Origin of the sequence: Amycolatopsis sp. La24, from assembly GCF_029087445.1 — a bacterium.
Taxonomy (GTDB): Bacteria; Actinomycetota; Actinomycetes; order Mycobacteriales; family Pseudonocardiaceae; genus Amycolatopsis; species Amycolatopsis nivea.
On sequence record NZ_JARACH010000020.1, the window covers coordinates 41,456 to 66,752 of the forward strand.

The window sequence follows — 25,297 nt, forward strand, 5'->3', positions numbered from 1 at the left end:
GGGAGTCGGTACGGAAAACGGAAGGGGCTGAGATGGGAAAGCTGCTGTACTCCGCCGCGATGTCGCTGGACGGGTTCATCGCCGGGCCCGGCGGGGACATGGGATGGCTCGCGCCGTACACCGGGGAGGCCGCCGACGACCTGGCCGCGGAGGTCGGCGCGCTGCTGGTCGGCCGCCGGACTTTCTCCGGCGACGACCCGTATCGCGGCACCGAGGGCGAGGGCAAGGCTTTCGGCGGCGGATGGGAAGGGCCGCAGGTGGTCTTGACCCGGGGTGACCCGCCCGCGGTGCCCGGGGTGACGTTCTGCTCCTCGCTGGAGGAAAGCGTCGCGACGGCGCGGGCGGCGGCGGGGGAGAAGACGGTGAACGTGCTGGGCGCTTCGGTCGGGCGGGCTTGCCTGGAGGCTGGCCTGCTGGACGAGGTCGTGGTGGTGGTGATGCCAGTGCTGCTCGGCGGCGGGCTGCGGCTGTTCGAACGGCCGGGCCCGCCGGTGCGGTTGGAGTTGCTGGCGCAGCGGGGGACGAGGCTGCGGTATCGCGTGCTGGCTTAGCGGTCCTCGAACCGGGCGATCGCCTTCAGCACCGCCGTCCCCATCGAGGGGCTTCCGGTGTGCCCGGCGTCGTCGATGACGACGAGTTCGGCGTCTGGCCAGGCCTGGGCGAGCTGCCACGCCTTCCGCAGCGGTGCGCTCAGGTCGGCGCGTCCGTGGATCAGCACCGCCGGAATGCCGTGCAGCAGGTGGATGTCGCGCAGCAGCTGATCGTCCTCGAGCCAGGCGTGGTGGCGGTAGTAGTGCGCGCAGAGGCGGGCGAGGGTGATCAGTTCGTCGTCCGGGCCCGCGCTGAACTGGCCGGTTCGTCCGCCGACCCATTCGTGCGAGATCACCGCGTCTTCCCAGGCGCACCAATCGCGGGCGGCGCGGAGCTGCACCGCGCGGTCCGGGCTGGCGAGGAGCTGCGAGTACCCGGCGAGGAGGTCTCCGTCCGGGTCGGGCGCGCCTGCCCGGAACGCTTCCCATTGCGCGGGCAGCAGCCGCCGGACGCCGCGGTAGAGCCAGTCGATCTCGTCCGGCGACGAGGTGAACGCGGCGACCAGCACGATGCCGCTGACGCGTTCCGGATGCCGCTGCGCGTAGGCCAGCGCGAGCGTCGCGCCCCAGGAACCGGCGTAGAGCAGCCAGTTCTCGAAGCCGAGGTGGACGCGCAGCCGCTCCATGTCGGCGATCAGGCGGTCGAGGGTCTGGTGCTCCAGGCTCACCGCCGGGTCCGCGACGCTCGGCGTGCTCCGTCCGCAGCCGCGCTGGTCGAACACCACGACGCGGAACTTCTCCGGGTCGAAGCCGCTGCGGCCGAAGCTGCCGCCGCCTCCGCCGGGGCCGCCGTGCACGCACAGCACCGGCTTGCCGGAGCCGCTGGCGTCCCAGTAGATCTGCTGTCCGTCGCCGGCGTCGAGCATGCCGGTCGCGTCGGGTTCGACCGAAAACGGCCGCATCGCGGGCCTCCTCCCCGGGCCGGAAACCCGTCGAGCGTACTGGATCACGCCCGAGCCGGGTTTACAGCGCGGACCGGGGGTCCCTAGGATCTGGCGCGCCGGAAGCGCCGCGGACGCGCGGCCCCGGAGGGGTGGAGGTCTGGATGGGGAACCCGGAGTCCGGCAGCGACCTCGAGTCGGTCGCGAATCTCGTGCGGCTGTCCGAGACGGCGCCGATGCCCCGGATCGACGGCAGCGAACCCCCGCCGCTGGTGCGCCGCCGGGCGGACAGCGCCGACGAACCGACCTCGGCGTTCGGCGGGGTCCTCGACGTTTCGACCGGCTCCCCGGCCGAACAGCTCGCCAAACGCGGCCCGGCGCCCGCCGCCGATCCGCCCGCGCCGGCCGCCGAGACCGCGCCGCCCGCCCAGCGAAAGCCGCGCTACGGCCTCTTCGCCGGTGCCGCGGTGGTGGTGTGCGCGGGGCTGGGCTCGTGGGCGTTGTGGCCGTCGGCGTCCGGCGGGACGGGCCCGGCTCCGGTGCAGCCGCCGCCCGCTCCGGTCCGAACCACGTCGTCCGCGCCGCCCGCGGTGAGCACGCTCAGCGCGTCCCCGGCGCCGGCGAGCGACCAGGTGCGCGACACGGTGATCCGGGCCAGCAGCCGTCCCGCGACGACCGCGCCGCCGCGCGTCCAGCCGACGCAGAACCCGCAGCAGGACAGCCGGGACCAGTCCCACGACTCGATGGAGGACGCGTTCCGCTCGGCGGTCAGCTCGTACATGGAGCAGTGGGGCAACGGCGACGGGCCGCGCCGCTGGCACGGCTGAGCGGCAGTACTACTCTGAGTAGGTCACTGCCGACCGACCGCTCCGCGAGGTGTCCATGACCGGCTCGTCGTCCCCGTTGTCGCCCAGCCAGGTGCCGGTGGGGGTGGACCCGAACCGCCCGAGCATCGCGCGGATCTACGACGGGTTCCTCGGCGGGAGCCACCACTACGAGGTGGACCGCGCGGTGATGGAGAAGATCAGCACGGCGGTTCCGGAGGCGGTGCACATCGCCCGCGGCAACCGCGGTTTCCACAACCGCGTGCTGCGCATGCTGGCGAGCCAGACCGACATCCGCCAGTTCCTCGACTGCGGTTCCGGCCTGCCGACCGCCGAGAACACCCACCAGATCGTCCAGCGCTACCACCGCGACGCGCACGTGGTGTACGTCGACAACGACCCGGTGGTGCTCGCGCACGGCCGCGCGCTGCTGGAAGACAACGACTTCACGCACATGGTCGAGGCCGACATCTTCGAGCCGCGGGCCGTCCTCCAGCACGAAACCGTGCGCGAGTACATCGACTTCTCCGAGCCGGTCGCGCTCCTGCACATCGGCACCATGCACCACTACGAGGGCGACGGCGCGGTCGAGGTGATGCGCGAGTACATCGACGCTCTCGCGCCCGGTTCGTACGTCGCCATGGCGCACTTCTACGACCCCGAGGTGCCGGAGCTGACCGCGGTCGCGAAGCGGATCGAGGAGATCCTCGTGTCCGGACCGCTGGGCGCTGGGCGGTTCCGGACCCGCGCCGAGATCGAGGCGATGCTGCCCGGTCTCGAACTGCTCCCGCCGAGCCGGACGGACGGGCCCGGCTTGTCCGTCGCGGACGAGTGGTGGCAGGACGGTCCGAGGCTGAAGCCGCTGAGCGACGCCGCCCGGTGCGTGGCCGGTGTGGTGGGCCGGAAGGTCTGACTCCTACGCCGGTTGCGGGACTTCCGCGACCGGCGCGGGTTGCCTGCGGGCGACGAGGTAGCCGACGAATCCGAACCCGATCAGCACCGCCAGCGTTCCGGCGGTGAACAGCTCGAAGGTCAGCCGCGACACGCCCCAGGTGCCCTCGAAGTCGTAGGGGACCCCGAGCGCGCGGTCCAGCACCCCGGGCACCACCGTCTGCCACGCGCCCAGCAGGATCCACGCGTAGATCAGCACCGAGCTGACCCACAGCCCGATCCGTCCGCCGGGAACCCGGAACGGGCGGTCCGCCGCGGGGTATTTCCGCCGCAGCACCAGGATCGTCGGGAAGATCAGCAGGTACGACAGCAGCAGCGTGCTCACCGCGATGTTGAGCACCACCGCGAACACCGCCGAGGCCGAACTGCTCTGCACGATCGTCGCCACCACCGTGAACGCGGTCGCGACCACGCCGGAGAGCAGGTTGACCCGCAACGGTGTGTTGAGCTTCGGATGGAACGCCCCGAACCACCGCGGGAACGCGCCGTCGACGGCGGCCATCGCCTGGATGCGGTCCGAGGCGATCATCCACGAGCAGCCCTGGTTGAGCAGGACGAAAATGAACACGACGGCGGCGAGCGTCAGCATCCCGTCCGCAGCGCCGCCGTAGACGGAGAACACCTGGCGCACCGCGTCGAGGAACCCGCCGAGCCCGTTGATCTTGTCCGGCGGCATCACCAGCACGATCCCGAAAACCGGCACCAGGTAGCACAACGCCGACACGAGACCGGAAACGCCGACCGTGATCGGGACATCGCGCCGTGGGTTGTGCATCTCCTCCGCGGCGCCGTTGGGCGCTTCGAAGCCGACGAGGGCGAACATCAGAACCGGGACCACGGCGAGGAATCCGCCGATGGTGGGGGAGAAGGCCAGCGAGCCGTGGACGCCGTTGCGCGCCGCGTAGATCGCCGCGGTGACGGCGAAAAGCACCACGAGTCCGACCTTCAGCAAGGCCCCAGCGGCGATGAACCACTTGCCGTACCGCAGGCTGACCACCGCGCCGAGGATCGCCAGCCAGATGAAAACCAGCTTGAACGCGTAGTCCGCGAACCCGCCCGGCGAGGCCGGGACGAGGTACTGCTGCCAGGTCGCCGCCGCGAGGAAGGTGATCGATCCGCCGAGCCACACCGGGTTGGTGATCCAGTACAGCAGCGTGCCGAGCGCGGCGGGCAGCTTCCCGAACGCGAGGCGCAGCCAGACGAACGGCCCGCCCTCCGCCGGGAACGCGCTCCCGAGTTCGGCCATGACCAGGCCGTACGGGAACAGGAACAGCACGAGGAGCACGGCGGTCCAGGTGACCGCCTCCGCCCCCGAGGTCGCGATCTGGCCGATGGTGTCCACCGAGATGATGGCCGCGATCGCGAGGAAGATCGAGTCGATCCGGCGCAGATTCCGGCGCAGGTTTCCGGATTCGCTGTTGACGAAGGTGGGTTCGGACACGCTTCACCGCCTTTGGTGAATCGAGGGGGAGTCAGGCTTCGGTGTTCTCCAGGTCTTCCTTGTGCAGCAACGGGGTTCCGGCGGTCTCGCGCATCGAGAACGCGGCGACGAGACCGACCGCCGCGGCGGCCATCAGGTACGGGCCGGGCACGAGCGTGCTGCCGGTCGCGGAAATCAGGACGGTCATCAGGTACGGCACGGTGCCGGCGAACAGCGCGGCGGTGATGTTGTACGCGATGGACAGTCCGCTTTGCCGGGTGCGGGTCGGGAAGATCTCCGCCGACCACACCGCGTAGGTGCCGAGGATCGCCGCCAGGATCGCGCCGAGGGCGAGCCCGCCGATCCAGGTGCCGACGAGGCCGGTGCGCATCAGCAGGTACGCGGGGATCGCGAAGACGAACAGCGCCGAGCCCGCGCCGATCAGGACCGGCCGTCGCCCGACCCGGTCGGAAAGGCGGCCGAAGAACGGCACGAGGACCAGCCCGACGAGCGAGATCACCGTGGACAGTGCCGCCGCGCTGCCGGACGAATGGCCGAGGTAGTCGGTCTCGTAGGTGACCAGGTAGGTGAGCACGGCGTAGAACGGCACGTGCATCATCGTCATCAGCCCGGCCGCCTGGAGCAGCTGCTTCTTGTTGTGGCGGAACAGTTCCCGGACCGGGCTGCGGGGCACGTTGTCGGTCGCTTCGAGGGCGCGGTACTCGGGCGTGTCCTCGATCTTGCTGCGGATGACGAACCCGATGATGCCCAGCGGCGCGGCGATCAGGAACGGGACGCGCCAGCCCCACGACGCCAGCTGCGCGTTCGTCAGTCCGATCGACAGCAGCAGGAACACGAACGAACCGGCGAGGAAGCCCAGCAGCGAACCGACTTCGAGCCAGCTGACGCCGAAACCGCGACGCCGCCGCGGCGCGTACTCGGCCAGGAAGCTGGCCGCGCTGCCGAATTCGCCGCCCGCGGCGAGGCCCTGCAGCAGGCGCAGCAGCACCAGCAGGATCGGGGCCGCGATGCCGATCGTCGAGTAGCCCGGCAGCAGGCCGATCACGAGCGTGGCCCCGGACATCACGAAGATGACCACGGACAGCGTGCGCTTGCGGCCGATCTTGTCGCCCAGCGGCCCGAAGATCAGCGCGCCGACCGGCCGGATGCCGAACGACACCGCGAAGACGCCGAACACCGCGAGCAGGCCCGCGGTCGAGTTGCCCGCCGGGAAGAACACCGAGGCGATGGTGCCGGCGAGGTAGGCGTAGGCGGCCCAGTCGAACCAGTGCACGAAGACGCCGACGGCACCGGCCGCGACACTGCGGCGCAGCGTCGCGGGATCGGCGCTCTGTTCGGCGAGGTCGGGCGCCGGAGAGGCGTCGGATGCGGTCATGAATGGCCTCCTTGGACCGGTTCTCCGGGAGGACGCTAAGAGCGGCCCACGGCATCTAACAAGAAGTAATAAGCAAAGCAATGCATCGGTTCGAGTTATGCAGAAGCGCTGAGCTGTGCCGATACGAGGGTCTGACGGCGGCGAAACACCGTGTTCACGTGCGGGACGGCCCGCCGGTGAGCGCCTGCGGGGTGATCAGCGCGCCCACCTGGTCGTCGGTCAGCAACCGCCGTTCCCGCACCAGTTCCAAAGCCGGACGCCCGGTTTGGTGCGCTTCCAGGGCGAGCCCGCACGCGGTTTCGTAGCCGAGCGCCGGGCTCAGCGCGGTAACCAATCCGGTCGAGGTGGCGACGAGGTCGGCGAGGTGCTCTCGGCGCGCGGTGATGCCGCGTACGCAGTGTTCGGCGAGCACCCGGGCACCGGCAGTGAGGTGGTCGAGCCCGGCGGTCAGCGCTCGCGCGATGACCGGTTCGAAGGCGTTGAGCTGGAGCTGCCCGCCTTCGGCAGCGAGCGTGATCGTCACGTCGTGGCCGATGATTTCGAAGGCGATCTGGTTGACCGTCTCCGGGACGACGGGGTTGACCTTGCCCGGCATGATCGAGGACCCGGCCTGCCGGGCGGGCAGTGCGATCTCGCCGAACCCGGCCTGCGGCCCGGACGAGAGCAACCGGAGATCGTTGCAGATCTTGGACATTTTGACCGCCACGCGTTTCAGCACGCCGGACAGCTGCACGAACACGCCGACGTCCTGGGTCGCCTCGATCAGGTCGGGCGCGGAGACGAGCGTCGCGATGCCGGTCAGCTCGCGCAGATGCGCGACAGCCCGCTCGCGGTACCCGGGACGCGCGTTGAGGCCGGTGCCGATCGCGGTGCCGCCGAGGTTCAGCTCGTGCAGCAGCAACCGGGCTTCGGCGAGCCGCTGTTCGTCCTCGCCGAGCGTGGCGGCGAACGCGCCGAACTCCTGGCCGAGCGTCATCGGTACGGCGTCCTGCAGCTGGGTGCGGCCCATCTTGAGGACGTCGGCGAACTCGATCGCCTTGTCCGCGAACGCTTCCCGCAGCCCGGCGAGCGCGGCGAGCAGTTCGGCGAGATGCCGGTCGAGGGCGAGTTTGACCGCGGTGGGGTAGACGTCGTTGGTGCTCTGGCCGAGGTTGACGTGGTCGAGCGGATGCAGCTCGGTGTACTCGCCGCGGGCGTGGCCGAGCAGTTCCAGGGCGCGGTTGGCGATGACCTCGTTGGCGTTCATGTTCGTCGACGTCCCGGCGCCGCCCTGGATGAGGTCGACGACGAACTGGTCGTGCAGCCGACCGCCCCGGATTTCCGCGCACGCCTGCCCGATCGCCGCGGCGCGCTCCGGCGAGAGGGCGCCGACCTCCGCGTTGGCGCGCGCGGCGGCCTCCTTGACGGTGGCGAGCGCGGCGACGAGATGCGGCCGGTCGGCGAGGGTTTCGCCGGTGATGGGGAAGTTGACCAGCGCACGGGCGGTGTGCGCGCCGTAGTAGACGTCGCCGGGCACGCTGATTTCGCCGAGCATGTCGTGCTCGGAGCGGGTGCTGGACATCGGTGTCCTTCCCGGTGCAGGAGGTTCAGAGGGTGCGGTCGACGCCGGTCCACGCCAGCGCGATAGCACCGTCGAGCAGGGCGCGCTCCGCGGTGCCGCCGACGCAGTGCGCGGCGAATTCGCGCTGGTGGTTGATCGCGGGCAGCGACCCGATGCCGATGTAGGGATGAATCGCGGGCACGACCTGCGAGACGTTGCCCATGTCGGTGGACGCGCGGTTCATCCGCGACGCCGTGCCGTCCGGCGCGAACTCGCGGCCGAGTTCGAGGGCGTTGGCGCGGTAGGCGGCCAAAGCCGGTTCATCGGCGCGGAATTCGGCGTACGGCTTGCTTTCCGGCTCGACGCTCAGCTCGCAACCGGTGGCGAGTGCCCCGGCTTCGAAAGCCCGCATGACGCGTGGCTCCAATTCGGACAGTTCCGCCAGCGTCTCGGCTCGCACGTACCACCGGCCGGACGCGTGCTCGGGGATCGCGTTGGGGGCGTCCCCGGCGTGCGTCACGATCCCGTGCACGCGTGCCGAGGCGGGAAGTTGTTGCCGCAGAAGCCCGATCGCGACCTGGGCGACGGTGAACGCGTCGGCGGCGTTGACCCCGGCTTCGGGATACGCGGCCGCGTGCGCGGACTTGCCGGTGTAGGAAATCTTCGAGTGGCTGACGGCGAACGGCCGCGCTTCGGCGACGTCGACCGGTGCCGGGTGCACCATCATCGCGAGGTCGACCCCCGCGAAAGCGCCGCGCTCCAGCAGCTCGATCTTCCCGCCACCGCCCTCCTCAGCCGGGGTTCCGTAGACCTCGACGGTGATCCCGAGGTCGTCGGCGACTTGGGCGAGCCCCAGCGCGGCCCCGATTGAGCTGGCCGCGATGAGGTTGTGCCCGCACGCGTGGCCCAGGCCGGGCAGGGCGTCGTACTCGGCGCACAGCGCGATCCGCTTGGGCCCGGAGCCGAAGCTGGCGTGGAACGCGGTGTCCAGACCGAGGTACTTCGCCGTGACCGCGAACCCGGCCCGGTCGAGCAGTTCCGGCACCGCGGCGGCCGCGCGATGCTCTTCCCACGCGGTTTCCGGGTCCGCGTGCAGACGCTCGGACAGCTGGATCAGCTCGTCGGCGTGCCGCTCGACCACGGTGCGGGCGGCCGCTTTGGGCGTGGCCATCACTCGTCTCCCGGCACGCCGTAAGACGGCGCGGCCGCGGGGTTCAGGCCGCGGGTGACGTAGTCGTCGCGCTGAGGGAGCCAGACGTCGAGGAGTTCGGCGAGCTGCTCGATCGGCTCGTCCGCCCAGTCCACGCGCAGATCGGTGACCGGCCAGTCCGCCGCGGACACCACGACCAGCCCGGCCGACCGAACCGGGCCTTCCTCGCCGCCCGCCGCGAGCCCGGCCCGCATCGCGGCGACGAGCCGCTGTTCCAGCTCGCCCGTGGCGTCGGCGAAAGCGTCCACCATGGACTGCGGAATGTCGTCGCCCGCCAGCATGTTGCCCGCCACCACCACGCCGTCCGCTGTCGCCGACGCGTGCGTGCCGAGGGTTTCCGAGCCGCTGTAGGCGAAACCGGGCCCGGTCTGGCCGAGCACGGTCAACTGCCGGTACTCGATGTGCTCCGCCGCCGTCGTGACCTCGGCCAGCGCCTTCTCCGGGTCGCCGTGCTCGGCGAGCCGGTCCAGCAGGCGTCCGCCGAGCCGCGGGTCGGTGATGTTCTGCGAGGCCGCCGCGCCGAGGCCCGGGCGCAAGTGCGCGACCCGGGCGACGACCGCCGGACTGGACGAGCTGGCCGCGATGCCGAACCGGACGGTGCCGCCGGACGTGTCGCGGGCGACGATCGAAAAGGTCACTTCTCCTCCTCCGGGATCACCGCGATGGCGTCGATCTCGCACAGCCACTCCGGCCGGGCGAGCGCGGACACGACCACGCCGGTCGAGATCGGGTGCACGCCCTTGGTCCAGCGGCCGACGGTGCGGTAGACCGCCTCGCGGTAGCGCGGGTCGACCAGGTAGATGGTGAGCTTGACCAGATGCTCCATCCGGCTGCCCGCTTCTTCGAGCAGCATCTTGATGTTCGCCATCGCCTGTTCGGCCTGCGCGGCGACGTCGCCGATCCCGACCGATTCGCTCGTGTCGAGGTCCTGCCCGATCTGGCCGCGCACGTAGACCGTGCCGTTGGCGACGACGGCCTGGCACAGGTCGTTGTCGAGGTTCTGCTCCGGGTAGGTGTCCCGCGTGTTGAACGGGCGGATGCGACGGTGGACAGTCACTGCGGGGCCTTCCGTGCGGCGGTCGTCGGACGCCTCAGCCTGACCGCGCCGCCGAGGTTCTGTCCAGTAGATGTTTCCGGACCAATGCATCGGTTGGATCGATGCACTCTGCATCGGGAAAACAGATCTTGAGTGCCGGAAACATCTGTTGGACACGGGCAGTGCGGGCCGTGAGGATCCGGGGAGACGGCGCTGAACCGCGCCGGAGCCGGAGCGGAGGTCTGGGATGTCGAGCGAACAGGTGGAGGCCCTCGTCGTGGGCGGGGGACAGGCCGGCCTGGCGATGAGCGAGCACCTGAGCGAGTGCGGCGTGCCGCACGTCGTCCTGGAACGGAACCGGATCGCCGAACGCTGGCGCTCGGAACGGTGGGACTCGCTCGTCGCGAACGGCCCGGCGTGGCACGACCGGTTCCCCGGCCTGGAATTCCCCGACGTGGCCCCCGGCGAGTTCGCGTCGAAGGAGCAGGTCGCGAACTATTTCGAGGCGTACGCGGAAAAAATCGCCGCTCCGGTCCGCACCGGGGTCGAGGTGACGTCCGTGCGGCGGCACGAGGGCAGGCCCGGATTCCGCGTCGAAACCTCGGACGGCGCCCTCGACGCCCGGTACGTCATCGCCGCGACGGGCCCGTTCCAGCGTCCGGTGATCCCGCCGATCGTCCCCGCCGACGCCGGGCCGGTGCAGCTGCATTCCAGCGGGTACCGGAACCCCGGGCAGCTTCCCGAAGGCGCGGTCTTGGTGGTCGGCGCGGGTTCGTCAGGCGTGCAGATCGCCGAGGAACTTCGCCGGTCCGGACGCGAGGTGTACCTGTCGGTCGGCCCGCACGACCGGCCGCCGCGCAGCTACCGCGACCGCGACTTCTGCTGGTGGCTGGGCGTTCTGGGCAAGTGGGACGCCGAGACGCCGCCCGCCGGAGCGGAACACGTCACCATCGCGGTGAGCGGCGCGCGCGGCGGGCACACCGTGGACTTCCGCGCGCTGGCCGGGCTCGGCATCACGCTCGTCGGGATGACCGGCGCGTACGTCGGCGGCAAGCTCAGCTTCGCGACCGACCTGGCGAAGAACATCGCGGCGGGAGACGAGAATTACCTTGCCCTGCTTGACGAAGCCGACGCCTACGTGGCTCGCAACGGGCTCGACCTGCCCGAGGAACCGTCCGCCCGCGACCTGGGCCCGGACCCGGCGTGCGTCACCGATCCGCTGCTGGAACTGGATCTGGCCGCGGCCGGGGTGACCTCGATCGTCTGGGCCACGGGGTTCGCCGTCGACTACAGCTGGCTGCAGGTGGACGCCTTCGACGAGAACGGGCGGCCGAAGCACCGTCGCGGAGTGTCGGTGGAGCCGGGCGTGTACTTCATCGGCTTGCCGTGGCTGGCGCGGCGCGGGTCGAGTTTCATCTGGGGCGTCTGGCACGACGCGAAGTTCGTGGCGGATCACGTGGCGATTCAGCGCGGGTATCAGAGCCAGCCCTCGACGGCGGCCAGGCTGCGGTCCGGCGCCCGCGAATGAATGCGGTGCCGGACGCTGACCTGGACCGTTTTCGCCGGGCCCAGGTCCTTCACGGACACGTCACGACCTGTCCGGCCCAGGAGAGCCCGCCGCCGAAGGCGAACAGCAGCACCGGCCCGCCGGACGGCAGCTCGCCGCGCGAGACCATTTTGGACAGTGCGAGTGGGACGGACGCCGCCGACGTGTTGCCGGAATCCACCACGTCACGGCCGATCACCACGTCCTCGCGCAGTTCGAGCCGGGCGGTCAGTGCCTCGATGATCCGCAGATTCGCCTGATGGGTGACGACTCCGGCGAGGTCGGTGGTGGCGATGCCCGCGCGAGCGCAGGCTTCCGCCGCGACGGCGGGCAGTTCCTGGGTCGCCCAGCGAAACACCGACTGGCCGTCCTGGGCGAACGCGGGCTGCCATTCGTCCACGAGCCGGACCAGCTGCCGGCGCGTCGGGTCGGAGCCCCAGACGACCGGGCCGACCGCCGGAGCGTCGGCCGTGCTGAGGATTGCGGCACCCGCTCCGTCACCGAGGAGGACGCAGGTGCTGCGGTCGGTCCAGTCGGTGATGTCCGACATCTTCTCCGCGCCGATGACCAGCGCGTGCCGGGCCGCGCCGGCTTGGACGGCGTGGTCCGCGGTGGCGAGCGCGGTGCAGAAGCCGGCGCAGCCGTTGTTGAGGTCGAAACAGACCGCGGCCGGGATGCCGAGACGGCCCGCGACCTGGGCGGCGATCGACGGGCAGCGGTCGATCGCGCTGCAGGTGGCGACCACGACCAGGCCGATCTCGCCGGGTTCGAGCCCGGCCCCGGCGAGCGCCTTCGCGGCGGCTTCGGCGGCCAGGTCGGCGACCGAGCCGTCCGCGATGTGCCGGGTGGCGATGCCGGTGCGGCGGCGGATCCATTCGTCGGTCGTGTCGACCATGTCTTCGAGGTCGGCGTTGGTCAGCACGCGGGCGGGCTGGTGGTGGCCGAGCGCGGTGATGCGGGAAGCGGGCATCTGGGTCTCCTCACGGGGTCCGGCTCAATATAGCGACCGATCGTTCGTAATCTATAGTGGTTTCATGAGTCCCCGGAAGACCGCCGCCGAGACCCGCCACACCCGGCAGCGCATCCTCGACCTCGGCCTGGTGCTCGCCTCCGCCGAAGGCCTGGAGGGGCTGACCATCGGGCGGCTCGCCGCCGAGCTGGGGATGAGCAAGGCGGGCGTGATCGGGCATTTCGGCACCAAAGAGAGCCTGCAGCTGGCCGTGATCGACGCCGCCGCCGAGCTGTTCGTCCGCGAGGTGCCTGAACGCGCCCGCGGCGTCCCGCGCGGCCTGCCCTACCTCCGGGCGGCGGGGGAGGCCTGGATCTCCTACCTGGAACGCGACCTGCTGCCCGGCGGCTGCTTCTTCACCGCCGCGGCGGCCGAGTTCGACGGCCGCGAAGGACCGGTGCGCGACGCCGTCGTCCGGATGAGCGCGTTCTGGCAGCGGGAGCTGCGGGTCAACATCTGGCGCGCGGTGAGCCTCGGGGAATTGCCGCCGGACACGGACATCGACCAGCTGCTCTACGAGATCGTCGCGATCATGCTGGCGCTGAACCATTTCCGGCAGCTGCACGGCGATGTGCAGGCTGCGGCTCGCGCGCGTCGGGCGTTGGAGCGGCTGCTTTGACGCGGATGTTCGCTCAGGAGGAGTACTGCGCGCGGCACAGCTCCCGGAATTCCTGCGCCCGCCGGGTCAGCCGAACCCCGCGCATCGTCGCGAGCACGATCTCCAGCGACGGAACATCGTCCGTCAGCGCGAGCGGCACCACGCTCGCCCCCGCGTAAGTCGTGTCAGCAGGTGGGCGCTGGTTGAGCAACGCGAAGCCGTGCCCGGAAGCCACCAGCGCCCGCACTGTCTCGTATCCGCTCGTCCGGTGCCGAACCCGCGGCGCCACCCCGGCGTTGCTCAGGATCGACTGCAGGTACTCCCGGCTGTGCGGCAGGTCGAGCAGCACCATCGGCTCCTCCGCCAGCTCGTGCAGCGACACCTTGCGGTTCTTCCGCCGGGCGAGCCGGTGGTCCTCGGAGACGAGCGCGTACGGCGCGGCGGTGCCGACCACCTCGCGGTCGATGTCGTCGTCGAGGTCGTAGCCGTACAGCATCGCCAGCTCGGTCTCGCCCGCTCGCAACGCGGCCTTGAGCGCCTTGTGCTCGCCCTCGCGCAGGGACACGTGCACGCGCGGATGCCGGGTTTCGAACTCGGCCAGCAGGCTCGGCAGGCGGAACGGTGCGAGCGTGGTGAAGCAGCCTACGGTGAGCGTGCCGACCAGGTCGGTGCCGGACTGCCGCGCGGTTTCGACCAGCTCCGCGCCGTGCGCCAGGAAATCCAGCACCCGCTTGTAGAACTCCTCGCCGGCGGTGGTCAGGCTGAGCCCGCGGGCGTGGTGTCGCAGCAGGAACTGCACGCCCATTTCCTTCTCCAGCTGCGCGATCGCCGTCGAAACGGCCGACTGCGAAACCATCAGCTCCTTCGATGCGGCAGTCATGCTCAGGTGCCGCGCCGCCGCCTCGAAATAGCGCAGCTGCACGAGGGTGAAGGAAGGCTCGCTCATGCCGACATCCTGCCTCAGTGGCAGCAGCCGGGATGCTGCGGTTTCGGCGCGGGCGTGTCCAGCGCGGGGTTGACGTCGAAGAATCCGCTGGGCTTGAGCGTGAACCCGGTGTGGTCGACAGGCATGATCGGCCAGTCCTCGGTGCGCGGGTAGTGGGTGAGCCCGAAGGTGTGCCACACGACGAGGTCGGCGCCGTCGAGGTCGCGGTCGGCCTGGATCCAGGTGTCGATGCCGGTGTTGCCGTCGTTCTGGTTGACGTACTCGCCCGCCGGGAAGCGTTCGTCCTCGGCATACGCGGTGACCCAGAGGTGCTTGCGGGTGAAGGCGGCGCGGCGGGCGATCGAGGATGCGTCGTCGGCCAGCAACGGCGGCTGGCCTTCGGGATGCAGCGTGTACCCGACGGGCTTGCCGAGGGCGTTGCGAGACTCGGGATTGCTGATTCGCCAGGTGCGGCCGAGGTTGCCGTCGGCGAGCCGGGCGGCCTCGGATTCCTTGGCCAGCCTGGTGATCTTCCGGGTGAAAGCGTTGCCGTGCGGATTGCCCGGGCCGATCGGGACGCGTTGCGCGTCGATTTCGTCGACGGCGTTCGTGAGGCCGTCGACCATCATGTCCAGCCGCGCGGAGAACAGGTGCTGGTGGAACGGCGCGCCGATGCCGGGGGCGATTTCGGAGGCCCACGGGTAGTCGTCGTCGGCGGGGAAGGCTGAGGTGAAGACGATCCCGGTGGCCTTGCACTCGAGTTCGATCGTGCCGTCGAGGTAGAGGTACCAGTAGAAGCCGTAGTCGTAATTGCCGACCGTCACGAAGAACGAGATGACGAGCCGACGCTGCCGGCGGGTGGAAACACTGCCGTTGTAGTGGTCAGTGTGCTTCCACAGCACGCCCGCGTCTTCCTCGTGCATGCAGATCGCGTTCGCGATGGTGTGCGGATGGCCGTCGTCGTCGTGCAGGACGGCGTCGAAGTAGCGGATCTCGCCGAGGCAATCGCAGCCAAGCGTCAGCGAGTTGGCTTCCTTGCCCAGCGAGTACTCGCCTGCGTCGAAGTAGTTCTGCCAGAACCGGACCGGGCTCGGATCCCCGTACGGCACGACCATCTCGGCGACCGAAGCGCGGTAGACGACCGGACGCAGCCGGTCGCCGTCCTGGAAGCCGATTTGGTGCAGGGTAAGGCCTTCGACCGCGTTGAAGCCGATCCGGAACTGCCACTTCTCCCACGTGACGACGTCGCCGTCGACAGTGAAGCTCGGCCCCTCGGGCTGGGTGATCACGATGGGTTTCTGCGTGTCGCGGACCGGTCCGTCGAGGTGGTAGTCGTAGGCGGTGCGCGGGATGTCGGCCGGGCCGTCGTCGATGAGGTCGTGCACGCGGCCGGCGATCAGGTCGCCGTAGGCGACGACGCCGTCGATCGGGTGGGCCCAGAGGTTGTCGTCCTTGTTGAGCTGCAGGAACGCCAGGCAGCGCACGAGCCGCAGCCCGGTCTCGCCGGGGATGTCGAAGCATCCGGCGCTCAGGGCGGAGATCCGGACCGAACGGGGTTCGTCGATGCCGCGGCGGCGCATCGCCGCGTTCCACGCCTCGTCCTTCCAGAGGATCTCCTCGACCAGGTCGAACTCCTCGTGCAGGATCGGCGGCTGCCCCTCGGCGACGACGTCCACCGCCCGGTCGGCCACGACCTCGCCGCTGGTCAGCGACACGACCGTTTCGCGCACCGCGCCGGTCCGCCGGTCGAGCAGCAGCGAACGGACGCGGCGGTCGACCGGGTCGCCCGGCTGCCAGGCCAGCACGGCCGCTTTCGCCGGTTCCAGCAGCGAGACGAGCGCGAACCGGGTGCTCTCGGTCGCGATCCCGGCTCCGGCCAGCAGCGCGCGGTTGCGGGCGACCTCGTCTTCGGTCAGGCGCGAGAGGGGGTGGGCCATGCGCGTCTCCTCATTCTTTGCGGTCTGTCGCAAAGAATGCGCGCTGCCGGTCCGGGAGGCAAGGCCCTTACCGGGTGGGTTCTCCGGAACCGGTACTGGGTTTTTCGATGCACGTCATCAATAATCCTGGACGTGGCACGACCCAAGGACCAGGCGAAGCGGCGCGACGAGCTGGTGGCGGCGGCCGCCCGCGCGATCCGGACGCGGGGGCTGGCCGGGCTCCGCGTGCGCGACGTCGCCGAGGAGGCCGGGCTGTCGGCAGGCTCGGTCAGCTACTACTACCCGGACCTCGACGACCTGCTGTTCGAACTGCACCGCGACGCGGTCGACCGGTTCTACTGGGCGCGAGCGCGCGCCGCGGAAGCCGAGGACGATCCCGTCCGGCGGCTGGTGCGGCTGGTCGACGCGGGGCTCCCGGCGGGGGAGGGCGATCCGCTGAGCCGAGTGCTGTACGAAATGCACGTCCACGCGGCGCGCAACCCGGCGCACGCGGTGTTGATGACAGCGTTGTGGGACCGCGAGGTGTCGCTGTACTCGGCCGCGCTCGCCCATGGTCAGGACACCGGGGCGTTCCAGTTGCGGTCGCCCGCGGCGGACATCGCGGCGAATGCGGTGGCACTGGAAGACGCTTACGGCCTGCATCTCGCCGGGCGCAACACCAGCCTGTCCGCAGCCAGGACACGCGAGTTGCTGCTCGGGTACCTGGCTGCGGAAACCGGACGCGACCTCGGTCAGGCGTAGGCCGTCCAGACCGTCTTGAGGCCGGTGTACTTGTCGAATGAGCGCAGGGAGAGGTCGCGGCCGAAGCCGGACTGCTTGAAGCCGCCGAACGGGGTCGCGGTGCTGAGCGCGTCCACTGTGTTCACCGAGACGGTCCCGGCGTGGATTCCGTCGGAGACGCGGTGCGCGCGGGCGAGGTCGCGGGTCCAGACGGACGCGGCGAGGCCGTACGGGGTGTCGTTGGCGAGGCGGATCGCTTCGGCTTCGGTCTCGAACGGGAGCGTGGCGAGCACCGGCCCGAACAACTCGTCGGTGACCAGCGGATCGTCGGCGGCCAGGCCGGTGACGACGGTCGGGTCCAGGAACGCGCCGCGACGCGTGCCGCCCGCGAGGACGGTTCCGCTGCTTGCCTCGACGGCAGCCAGCACCCGCGCCGCGGCGTTCTCGTCGATCATCGGACCCAGTTTCGTGGCCGGGTCCAGCGGATCCCCGGGCACCCACTCGCCGACCTTTTCCCGCAGACGGGCGAGGAATTCGTCCGCCGCCGATGCCTCGACGAGCAGGCGGGTCGTGGCCGAACAGACCTGGCCGGAGTTCGCGCAGAACCCGAATGCGACCAGGTCCGCCGCGGCGTCGAGGTCGGCGTCGGCGAACACCACGACCGGGCTCTTGCCGCCGCATTCGAGCCAGACCTGTTTGAGGTTCGACTCCCCGGCGTAGCGCAGGAACAGCCCGCCGACCGGCGTCGATCCGGTGAAGGCGAGGACGTCGACGTCCGGATGCCGTCCCAGCGCCTGCCCCGCGGTCTCGCCGAAGCCGGGCACGACGTTGAGCACCCCGTCCGGAATTCCCGCCTCCGCGGCCAATTCTCCCAGCCGCAGCGCGGACAGCGGCGACTGTTCAGCGGGCTTGAGGACGACGCTGTTGCCCGCTGCCAGCGCTGGGGCGAGCTTCCACCCGGCGATGTCGAGCGGGAAGTTCCACGGCACGACCGCGCCCACCACTCCGAGCGGCACCCGCCGGATCGCCGCGAAATTGCCCGGAGGGGTGGGCGCGACCTCGTCGTAGCGCTTGTCGAGCGCTTCGGCGTACCAGGCGAAGCATTCGGCGGTCGCGGGCACGTCCTGGCCGAACGTGTCCGAAATCGGACGGCCGACGTCCAGGGCGTCGCAGAGCGCCAGTTCCGGTCCGTGCACCGTGATCAGCTCGGCCAGCCTCAGCAGCCGTTTCTTGCGCTCGGCCGCCGCGAGCCGGACCAGCGGCCGTCCTCGAACGCGCGTCGCGCGGCGGCGACCGCGGCGTCGATCTCGTTCCGGCCGCATTCGGCCACGTGCGCGACTGGGTGCCCGGTGGCGGGGTTGACGTCGGCGAAAGTCTTGCCGGACTTGGCTTCGAGCCAGTCACCGTCCACAAAGGCCGCTGTGCGGGGCCGCAGTCGCGCGGCCTCGTGCACCCAGTCGCCGTGGTTCATTCCCGGAACCGCCTTTCGTCGCTTCCGTTCACTATCGCCAGCTCCCCGGGGTGCGGGAAAGCAGAGCTTTTCGCTGCCCTGCATCGGGTCAATCGATGCAGGCTCACCGCGCCAGCTCCCACAGCGACGCCCATTGCCCGGCGGTCAGGTCGCGAGGGAGTGTTTGCGGCGACAGCCGTTGCCGCGCAAGCCAAGTCCGTGCCGCCCGGACGCTGAGGCGGCCGGTGCGGGGCAGGATCCCGCCGAGCCCGCGGCCGCGTCCGGTGAAGACTTCGCGGACGAACTCCTGGTACTCCGCCTGGCCGGTGACGAGCGGTTCCGGGCGGCGGGTGATCACGAGGATCCCGCCGTCCACGGCCGGGCGAGGACGGAACGCGTGCGCCGGGACCCGGGCGGGGACGGCGAACTCGAACCACGGCCACCAGGCGGCGGTCATCTGGGAGGCGCCGCCGATCCCGGCCCGGCGGCGGGCGACTTCCCATTGCACCAGCAGCACCGCGAGTTCCCAGTGCGGCTGCCGGAACAGCCGGCGCAGGGCCGCGGTGGTGAGGTGGAAGGGAAGGTTGCCGACGACGGTGTGCGGAACGTCGGGCAACCGGTGCCGGAGCAGGTCGCCGTGGACGACCTCGACGTGGTCGCCGGTGCGCCGGGCGAGGCGGCGGGCACGGCGAGGATCGAGTTCGACCGCGGTCAGCGGACGGCCGGTGCGGCTGAGCGGGACGGTCAGCGCGCCGTCGCCCGCGGCGAGTTCCACGAGGGGGCCGGTGGTGCGGGCGGCGGCAGTGCAGACAGCGGCGATGACGGCGGGGTCGGCCAGGAAGTTCTGGCCGAGCTCGTGCCGTCCGCCGAAGGGTCGGGCAGACATCGGGGTGTGTACTCCGCGCATGAGGAAGCGACCCGGGCGCCAAGACAGGCAGCCCGGACGGACAACGGGAGAGCGCGACGGAGCGGTGTGCGTCCGGCGCTCAGGCGTTGCGCAGGCGAGTCAACGCGCAGGCGGAGAAAAAGGCACCCATGGGTCGGAAGCCTAGCCGACCGGCCCGGCGGGTCGCATCCGGTTTTCGCGCAGGCGAATCCCCGCGGGCCGCGTGCCTCTTCCGGAATTCGGCGGCGGCTATTATTTCCCTGGTGGGCGAACAATTCGCGCCCATTCCGCCGCGCCCGTGAGAACGGTCCTCTTACGACGGAAGTACCCGCTGATTCCGGTCCGCAAACTGACACGAAACGGGGTCGCTCGGCTGAGGGGTATGACGCTTGCGCGGGGCTGTGACCAGCCGGAGAGTGGGACGCGGAGGAGAAATTCCGATTCGGGAAATGGAGTGGATCCATGGTACGCGCAATGCAGCCGCAGGACCTCGTCGACAGCACCGTGATGGACAATTCCGGCAGCAAGATCGGCAAGGTGGGCACGGTTTATCTCGCCGACGACACCAGGCGGCCGGAGTGGGTGACGGTGAAAACCGGGCTGTTCGGCCAGAAGGAGAGCTTCGTGCCGCTCTCGGGCGCGGACATGGAGAGCGACGGCCTGCACGTCCAGGTCGCGAAGGACCAGGTGTCCGACGCGCCGCGCATCGACGCCGAGGGCCATCTCTCCGAAAAGGAAAGCGTCGAGCTGTACAAGTACTACGGCCTGCCCGCTCCGCGCGCCGGGAACGGCGAGAACATGCGTGACCGCGGCCGCGACGCGGCAGCCGGTGGCGCGGCTGGCGGTGCGGCAGGCGGCGTCGCAGGCACGACGCGGCCGACCGGCCGGGACACCGCCCAGGCCAAGGGACGCCCGACCGCTGAGCACGCAGCCAAGGGCGGACGGCACGACGCGTCCGGCGCCGGCGACGTGGTGCGGTCCGAGGAACACCTGCGGGTCGGCACCGAACAGGTCGAAACCGGCCACGTCCGGCTGCGCAAGTACGTGGTGACCGAGGACGAGCAGGTGACCGTGCCAGTCACGCACGAGGAGGTCCGCGTCGAGCGCGAGCCGATCACCGACGCCAAGGCGGCGGGCCGGACCGAGATCGGCGAGGCTGAGCAGGACGTCGTGCTGCACGCCGAGAAACCGGTGGTGCAGAAGGAAACCGTGCCGGTGGAGCGGGTGCGCCTGGGCACCGAGCAGGTCACCGAGGAGCAGACCGTCCAGGGCAAGGTCCGCAAGGAGCGGATCGACATCGACGACGACACCAAGCGGGGCAGGAAGTCCTGACCTGCCCGCGCCGCGGCTGTCTCCCGCCGGAGCCGTTCCGGACGGGAGACGGCCGCGCGCGTCCGGCTACCGTCGTGAGCGGCTGGCTTTCAGGAATTCGCGGTTGAGGTTCGCGATGCTGGTCAGCGGGATGCCTTTGGGGCAGGAGGCGACGCATTCGCCGGTGTTCGTGCACCCGCCGAAGTCCGCCGCGTCCATGGTTTCCACCATGTCGAGCACGCGCTGAGCGCGTTCCGGCTGGCCCTGCGGCAGCGAGTTCAGGTGCGCCACCTTCGCTGAGGTGAACAGCATCGCCGACCCGTTCGGGCAGGCCGCGACGCACGCGCCGCAGCCGATGCAGGTGGCGTTGTCGAAGGCGAGGTCCGCGTCCGGCTTCGGCACCGGCGTCGCGTGCGCTTCCGGTGCGCTGCCGGTCGGGGCGGTGACGTAGCCGCCCGCCTCGATGATCCGGTCGAATGCCGACCGGTCGACCACCAGGTCCTTGATCACCGGGAAACCCTTGGCGCGCCACGGTTCCACGTCCAGCACGTCGCCGTCGCGGAACGAGCGCAGGTGCAGCTGGCAGGTCGTGGTGCGTTCCGGGCCGTGCGCCCGGCCGTTGATCACGACGCCGCACGAGCCGCAGATGCCCTCGCGGCAGTCGTGGTCGAACGCGATCGGCTCGGCGCCGTCCTCGATGAGGTGCTGGTTGAGGACGTCGAGAAGTTCCAGGAACGACATGTCCGGGCTGGCGTCGTCGACCGGGTAGTCGACCAGCCTGCCGTCGTCGTCCGGGCCGGACTGGCGCCAGACCCGCAGGGTGAGTTTCACGTGTAGCTCCGCTGGGTGGGGTGGACGTGCTCGAAGTTCAGGATTTCCTGGTGCAGCACCGGCTTTTCGCCGTGCTCCCAGGCCGAGACGTACGAGAACCGCTCGTCGTCGCGTTGCGCCTCGCCGTCTTCGGTCTGGTGTTCCTCGCGGAAATGGCCGCCGCACGATTCCTCGCGCACCAGTGCGTCGAGCAGCAGCAATTCGGCGAGTTCGAGGAAATCGGCGACGCGGCCGGCCTTCTCGAGTTCCTGGTTCAGTTCCGCTCCGGTGCCCGGGACGCGGACGTCCCGCCAGAATTCGGCGCGCAGCTCCGGAATGCGGTCGAGCGCTTTCCGCAACCCTTCGGCGGACCGGGACATCCCGCAGTGGTCCCACATCAGGTGGCCCAGTTCGCGGTGGAACGAGTCGACGCTCCGGGTGCCGCGCACCGACAGCAGCCGTTCCAGCCGGTCGCGCACCGCGGTTTCCGCTTGCGCGACTGCCGGATCGGCAGGGTCGAGCGCGGGGAAGCTGCCGCGGGCGATGTAGTCGTTGAGCGTGGCCGGGAGCACGAAGTAGCCGTCGGCGAGACCCTGCATCAGCGCGGACGCGCCGAGCCGGTTCGCGCCGTGGTCGGAGAAGTTGGCCTCGCCGATCACGAACAGGCCGGGCACCGTGCTCTGCAGGTCGTAGTCGACCCACAGCCCGCCCATCGTGTAGTGGATCGCCGGGTAGATCCGCATCGGGACCTCGTACGGGTTCTCCGCGGTGATCCGCTCGTACATGTCGAACAGGTTGCCGTACTTGGCTTCCACCGCCGGGCGGCCCATCCGCTCGATCGCGTCCGCGAAGTCCAGGTACACGCCGAGCCCGCCGGGACCGACGCCGAACCCGGCGTCGCAGACGTTCTTCGCGGCCCGCGAGGCGATGTCGCGCGGCACCAGGTTGCCGAAGCTCGGGTACATCCGCTCCAGGTAGTAGTCCCGTTCGGACTCCTGGATCTCCTGCGGCGGACGCGGGTCCTGCGGCTGCTTCGGCACCCAGATCCGGCCGTCGTTGCGCAGCGACTCGCTCATCAGCGTCAGCTTCGACTGATGTTCGCCCGAACGCGGGATGCAGGTCGGGTGAATCTGCGTGAAGCACGGGTTCGCGAAGTACGCGCCGCGCTTGTGCGCCCGCCAGATCGCGGTGGCGTTGGAGCCTTTCGCGTTGGTGGACAAGTAGAAGACGTTGCCGTAGCCGCCGGTCGCGAGCACGACGGCGTCCGCGAGATGCGTGGTCACCTCACCGGTGACCAGGTCGCGCGCGACGATCCCGCGTGCCTTCCCCTCGGACACGACGAGGTCCAGCATCTCCGTCCGCGGGTGCATCTCCACGCCGCCGGCGTCGATCTGCCGCGCCAGCGCCTGGTACGCGCCGAGCAGCAGTTGCTGCCCGGTCTGGCCGCGGGCGTAGAACGTGCGCTGCACCTGGACGCCGCCGAACGAGCGGGTGTCGAGCAGCCCGCCGTACTCCCGGGCGAACGGCACGCCCTGGGCCACCGCCTGGTCGATGATCTGCGTGGACACCTGCGCCAGCCGGTACACATTGGACTCCCGGGACCGGAAGTCGCCGCCCTTCACCGTGTCGTAGAAGAGCCGGTAGACCGAATCGCCGTCGTTGCGGTAGTTCTTCGCCGCGTTGATCCCGCCCTGCGCGGCCACCGAGTGCGCGCGCCGCGGCGAGTCCTGGAAGCAGAACTGGACCACGTGGTAGCCCTGTTCGGCGAGTGTCGCTCCCGCGGACGCGCCCGCGAGACCGGTGCCCACCACGATCACCCGGTGCCGCCGCCGGTTGGCCGGGTTGACCAGCTTCGCGCCGAAGCGGCGGCTGTCCCAGCGGTCCTCGATCGGGCCGTCCGGTGCTTGCGTGTCGGCGATCGGCTCGCCGAGCGTGTAGTCGCTCATGTCAGGCCACCCATCCCGCCATCACGGCGATCGGCACGATCAGGAAGCCGCCGGTGATCACGACGGCGAGGACGGACCCGACGGTTTTGAGCGCCCGGTCGCGGGTTTTGCTGGTGATGCCCAGCGTTTGCGCCGCGCTCCAGAAGCCGTGGTTGATGTGCAGGCCGAGCATCAGCAGCGCGACGATGTAGATCAGGTTGACCCACCAGACCTGGAAGTCCGCGACGATGTTGTGGTAAGGCTGGCCGTCGCGGAAGTCCTGGTTGGCCACGCCGACGGTGAGGTCCAGGATGTGCCACACGATGTAGAGCGCGAGCGTCGCGCCGCCCCAGCGCATGGTGTGCGTCGCGAAACTGGCCTTGCGCCGCTGTCCGTGCGCGTACTTGACCGGACGCGCTTGCCGGTCCCGTTTGGACAGTTGCACCGCCGCGACCACGTGCAGCACCAACGCGATCAGCAGCACGACCCGCTGGATCGAGAGGTACCAGGCGTTCTGCAGCACCGGTTCGCCGATGGTGCGCAGCCAGGCGGCGTAGTCGTCGAAATGCTGCGGTCCCAGGAAAACCTTGAGGTTCCCGGCCATGTGCACGAACAGGAACGCGACGAAGATCAGGCCGGTGACGGCCATGACGACTTTCTTGCCGATCGTCGAACGCCAGAACGTCACGAGCGCCGGGCGACGGCGGGGCGGAGCGGGTGCGAGTGCCACGGAACCGACGGTAAGTCGGCGCTGACGAGAGGGCAAACACATGATTTCTCTCGACAGGATAGGCAGCACCTATGATGGCGGTCATGCAGTTCCAGCAGCTGGCGTATTTCCTGGCAGTGGCCGAGACGCGGCATTTCACGCGCGCCGCGGAACAGATGCGTGTGGCGCAGCCCTCACTGTCGCAGCAGATTCGCGCGCTGGAGCGGGATGTCGGCGCGGGACTGTTCCACCGGATCCGCGGGAACGTCACGCTCACCGAGGCGGGGGAGACGCTGCTGCCGATCGCGCGCCGGATCCTCGCCGAGACCGAGACGGCGTACCGGGCCATCCGGGAACTGGACGAACTGGGCCGCGGCCGGGTGCGGCTGGGCGCGACGCCGAGCCTGTGCACCGGCCTGCTGCCCGCGATGCTCGCCGCGTTCCGCCGGGACTATCCCGGGATCGAGCTGGTGCTGCACGAAAGCGGCTCGCGGGACCTGCAGACCGCGCTGTCGGAAGGCGGCCTGGACCTGGCGATGATCGTGGACAGCCGCGTGCATGACGATTCCCGGCTGGAGAGCCGCGCGCTGTTCGTCGAGGACCTGGTGGTGATCTCGCCGAAGGACGCGCCCGCACCGGTGCGCGGCCGGATGCCGATCACGGCGCTGCGGGACCGGCCGCTGGTGATGTTCCGGCAGGGCTACGACCTGCGCGAGGCGACCGTGGCCGCCTGCCGCGCGGAGGGTTTCGACCCGCTGTTCGCCATCGAAGGCGGCGAGATGGACGCGGTGCTGGAGCTGGTCCAGGCCGGACTGGGCTTGGCGGTCGTGCCGAGCACCGTGGTCGGGGACCGGTTCCGCCGCACGCAATTCACCTCGCCCGGCCTCAGCCGGGTGGTGCGGCTGGCGTATCGGCGGGATGTCGAGCAGCCGCGCGCGGTGCGGGCGCTGCAGGAGGCGGTGGTGCAGTACCTGGGCGGCGGGGTGGCGCAGTTGCCGCCTGGCACGCGTCCGCTCGTTGGCCGGTGATCAGCGGGCGAGCGAGTCCAGCACCAGGCCGATCAACCGCTGCGTTTGCGGTTTTTCGCAGTGCTGCGCGGAATACGCGATCCCGCCGATCAGCACCAGCACATCCTCAGCGCGCACGTCGTCCCGGAGCGTGCCGTCCTGGGCGCCTGCGGAGAGGAGTTCGCTGACAGCGTCGACGAGCAGCTTCCGGCTGTCCGAGTAAGGATCGACGCCGGACGCGATCACCGCGTTGAGCGCCTCGGACATCCCGTGCTTCGCGCTGACGTAGGCGAGGAAGTGCGTCAGCCACTCCCGCAGCGCTTCCGCGGCCGGGTGCTGCGCGAGGAGCGTCGATGCCTGTTCGCAGACCACCGCGAGCTGATGCCGGTAGGCGGCGTCGATCAGGGCTTCGCGGGTCGGGAAGTGCCGGTAGAGCGTGCCGACGCCGACCCCGGCCTGTTTGGCGATCGCTGCCGGCGCCGCGTCGAGGCCTTCTGCGGCGAAGGCCTTCGCGGCGACTTCCAAGAGTCGGGCGCGGTTCTCGAGCGCGTCTCGCCGGGGGCGGCGCGGGGCGTCGGGCATCGGTTCCTCCGGGGTTGCTATCCGGAATGCATTC

At 70.3% G+C, this 25,297-nt stretch carries 25 protein-coding genes; 8 read left to right on the forward strand and 17 right to left on the reverse strand.

The features are described from left to right. The first annotated feature begins 32 nt into the window (after positions 1-32). Positions 33-551: a dihydrofolate reductase family protein gene (locus tag PUT80_RS20205; protein WP_275293116.1), complete on the forward strand. Its 519-nt coding sequence runs from the start codon at positions 33-35 to the stop codon at positions 549-551. On the opposite strand, the gene pip is transcribed toward PUT80_RS20205, so the two are convergent. Beyond that, positions 548-1,492, reverse strand: a complete 945-nt coding sequence (gene pip, locus PUT80_RS20210; protein WP_275293117.1) for a prolyl aminopeptidase — start codon at positions 1,490-1,492, stop codon at positions 548-550. The genes PUT80_RS20205 and pip overlap by 4 nt on opposite strands. Positions 1,493-1,635: 143 nt before the next feature. Here pip and PUT80_RS20215 point away from each other — a divergent pair, with 143 nt between their 5' ends. Together PUT80_RS20215 and PUT80_RS20220 are read left to right on the forward strand one after the other, a co-directional pair. Then, positions 1,636-2,298, forward strand: a complete 663-nt coding sequence (locus PUT80_RS20215) for a hypothetical protein (protein ID WP_275293118.1) — start codon at positions 1,636-1,638, stop codon at positions 2,296-2,298. 55 nt (positions 2,299-2,353) lie between these two features. Further along, entirely contained in the window at positions 2,354-3,208 is an 855-nt protein-coding gene (locus PUT80_RS20220; protein WP_043834396.1) for an SAM-dependent methyltransferase, read from the forward strand. Between the two features lie 3 nt (positions 3,209-3,211). Here PUT80_RS20220 and PUT80_RS20225 read toward each other — a convergent pair whose 3' ends face one another. The 6 genes from PUT80_RS20225 to PUT80_RS20250 form a co-directional block, all read right to left on the reverse strand. After that, positions 3,212-4,687: an APC family permease gene (locus PUT80_RS20225; RefSeq protein ID WP_275293119.1), complete on the reverse strand. Its 1,476-nt coding sequence runs from the start codon at positions 4,685-4,687 to the stop codon at positions 3,212-3,214. A gap of 31 nt (positions 4,688-4,718) precedes the next feature. Beyond that, positions 4,719-6,062, reverse strand: a complete 1,344-nt coding sequence (locus tag PUT80_RS20230; RefSeq protein ID WP_275293120.1) for an MFS transporter — start codon at positions 6,060-6,062, stop codon at positions 4,719-4,721. A 154-nt stretch (positions 6,063-6,216) separates the two neighbouring features. Then, a complete protein-coding gene (locus PUT80_RS20235; RefSeq protein ID WP_275293121.1) occupies positions 6,217-7,623 on the reverse strand; it encodes an aspartate ammonia-lyase in 1,407 nt (468 codons plus the stop codon). 25 nt (positions 7,624-7,648) lie between these two features. Then, a complete protein-coding gene (locus PUT80_RS20240) occupies positions 7,649-8,773 on the reverse strand; it encodes a M20 family metallopeptidase (protein ID WP_275293122.1) in 1,125 nt (374 codons plus the stop codon). Further along, positions 8,773-9,450, reverse strand: a complete 678-nt coding sequence (locus PUT80_RS20245) for a DUF1028 domain-containing protein (protein ID WP_275293123.1) — start codon at positions 9,448-9,450, stop codon at positions 8,773-8,775. Before PUT80_RS20245 ends, PUT80_RS20240 begins: the two co-directional genes overlap by 1 nt. Then, entirely contained in the window at positions 9,447-9,869 is a 423-nt protein-coding gene (locus PUT80_RS20250; RefSeq protein ID WP_037805786.1) for a RidA family protein, read from the reverse strand. Before PUT80_RS20250 ends, PUT80_RS20245 begins: the two co-directional genes overlap by 4 nt. A gap of 226 nt (positions 9,870-10,095) precedes the next feature. On the opposite strand from PUT80_RS20250, the gene PUT80_RS20255 reads away from it, so the two are divergent. Next, entirely contained in the window at positions 10,096-11,376 is a 1,281-nt protein-coding gene (locus tag PUT80_RS20255; RefSeq protein WP_275293124.1) for an NAD(P)/FAD-dependent oxidoreductase, read from the forward strand. A 49-nt stretch (positions 11,377-11,425) separates the two neighbouring features. On the opposite strand, the gene PUT80_RS20260 is transcribed toward PUT80_RS20255, so the two are convergent. Continuing rightward, positions 11,426-12,364: a beta-ketoacyl-ACP synthase III gene (locus PUT80_RS20260; protein ID WP_275293125.1), complete on the reverse strand. Its 939-nt coding sequence runs from the start codon at positions 12,362-12,364 to the stop codon at positions 11,426-11,428. 64 nt (positions 12,365-12,428) lie between these two features. Here PUT80_RS20260 and PUT80_RS20265 point away from each other — a divergent pair, with 64 nt between their 5' ends. Beyond that, a complete protein-coding gene (locus PUT80_RS20265; RefSeq protein WP_037805789.1) occupies positions 12,429-13,022 on the forward strand; it encodes a TetR/AcrR family transcriptional regulator in 594 nt (197 codons plus the stop codon). 13 nt (positions 13,023-13,035) lie between these two features. On the opposite strand, the gene PUT80_RS20270 is transcribed toward PUT80_RS20265, so the two are convergent. Next, a complete protein-coding gene (locus PUT80_RS20270) occupies positions 13,036-13,947 on the reverse strand; it encodes a LysR substrate-binding domain-containing protein (RefSeq protein ID WP_275293126.1) in 912 nt (303 codons plus the stop codon). A gap of 14 nt (positions 13,948-13,961) precedes the next feature. Continuing rightward, entirely contained in the window at positions 13,962-15,896 is a 1,935-nt protein-coding gene (locus PUT80_RS20275; protein ID WP_275293127.1) for a primary-amine oxidase, read from the reverse strand. A gap of 99 nt (positions 15,897-15,995) precedes the next feature. Here PUT80_RS20275 and PUT80_RS20280 point away from each other — a divergent pair, with 99 nt between their 5' ends. Next, a complete protein-coding gene (locus tag PUT80_RS20280; RefSeq protein WP_037805792.1) occupies positions 15,996-16,604 on the forward strand; it encodes a TetR/AcrR family transcriptional regulator in 609 nt (202 codons plus the stop codon). Here PUT80_RS20280 and PUT80_RS20285 read toward each other — a convergent pair. The 3 genes from PUT80_RS20285 to erm form a co-directional block, all read right to left on the reverse strand. Continuing rightward, a complete protein-coding gene (locus PUT80_RS20285; protein ID WP_275293128.1) occupies positions 16,595-17,779 on the reverse strand; it encodes an aldehyde dehydrogenase family protein in 1,185 nt (394 codons plus the stop codon). The two genes, PUT80_RS20280 and PUT80_RS20285, sit on opposite strands and share 10 nt — an antisense overlap. A gap of 20 nt (positions 17,780-17,799) precedes the next feature. Beyond that, entirely contained in the window at positions 17,800-18,054 is a 255-nt protein-coding gene (locus PUT80_RS20290) for an aldehyde dehydrogenase family protein (protein ID WP_275293129.1), read from the reverse strand. A gap of 103 nt (positions 18,055-18,157) precedes the next feature. Continuing rightward, entirely contained in the window at positions 18,158-18,919 is a 762-nt protein-coding gene (erm, locus tag PUT80_RS20295) for a 23S ribosomal RNA methyltransferase Erm (RefSeq protein ID WP_275293130.1), read from the reverse strand. 462 nt (positions 18,920-19,381) lie between these two features. Here erm and PUT80_RS20300 point away from each other — a divergent pair, with 462 nt between their 5' ends. Continuing rightward, complete coding sequence (locus PUT80_RS20300) at positions 19,382-20,251, forward strand: PRC and DUF2382 domain-containing protein (RefSeq protein WP_037805795.1); 870 nt, start codon at positions 19,382-19,384, stop codon at positions 20,249-20,251. A gap of 66 nt (positions 20,252-20,317) precedes the next feature. Here PUT80_RS20300 and PUT80_RS20305 read toward each other — a convergent pair whose 3' ends face one another. Genes PUT80_RS20305 through PUT80_RS20315 form a run of 3 tightly spaced genes read right to left on the reverse strand, consistent with a single transcriptional unit; the run spans position 20,318 to position 23,695 of the window. Further along, positions 20,318-21,061 carry a succinate dehydrogenase/fumarate reductase iron-sulfur subunit gene (locus tag PUT80_RS20305; protein ID WP_037805796.1) on the reverse strand — a complete coding sequence of 248 codons (744 nt, stop codon included), beginning with the start codon at positions 21,059-21,061 and terminating at the stop codon, positions 20,318-20,320. Beyond that, positions 21,058-22,986: a fumarate reductase/succinate dehydrogenase flavoprotein subunit gene (locus PUT80_RS20310; RefSeq protein ID WP_275293131.1), complete on the reverse strand. Its 1,929-nt coding sequence runs from the start codon at positions 22,984-22,986 to the stop codon at positions 21,058-21,060. The genes PUT80_RS20305 and PUT80_RS20310 overlap by 4 nt, the downstream gene beginning before the upstream one ends. A gap of 1 nt (position 22,987) precedes the next feature. Then, complete coding sequence (locus tag PUT80_RS20315; RefSeq protein ID WP_107050837.1) at positions 22,988-23,695, reverse strand: succinate dehydrogenase cytochrome b subunit; 708 nt, start codon at positions 23,693-23,695, stop codon at positions 22,988-22,990. A gap of 83 nt (positions 23,696-23,778) precedes the next feature. Between PUT80_RS20315 and PUT80_RS20320 the strand changes: the two genes are divergently transcribed. Next, positions 23,779-24,702, forward strand: a complete 924-nt coding sequence (locus PUT80_RS20320; RefSeq protein WP_037806565.1) for a LysR substrate-binding domain-containing protein — start codon at positions 23,779-23,781, stop codon at positions 24,700-24,702. Here the strand turns inward: PUT80_RS20320 and PUT80_RS20325 are convergent, their stop codons facing one another. After that, positions 24,703-25,263 (reverse strand): TetR/AcrR family transcriptional regulator, encoded by a 561-nt coding sequence (locus PUT80_RS20325; RefSeq protein WP_275293132.1) that lies wholly within the window; start codon positions 25,261-25,263, stop codon positions 24,703-24,705. Positions 25,264-25,297 lie beyond the last annotated feature (34 nt).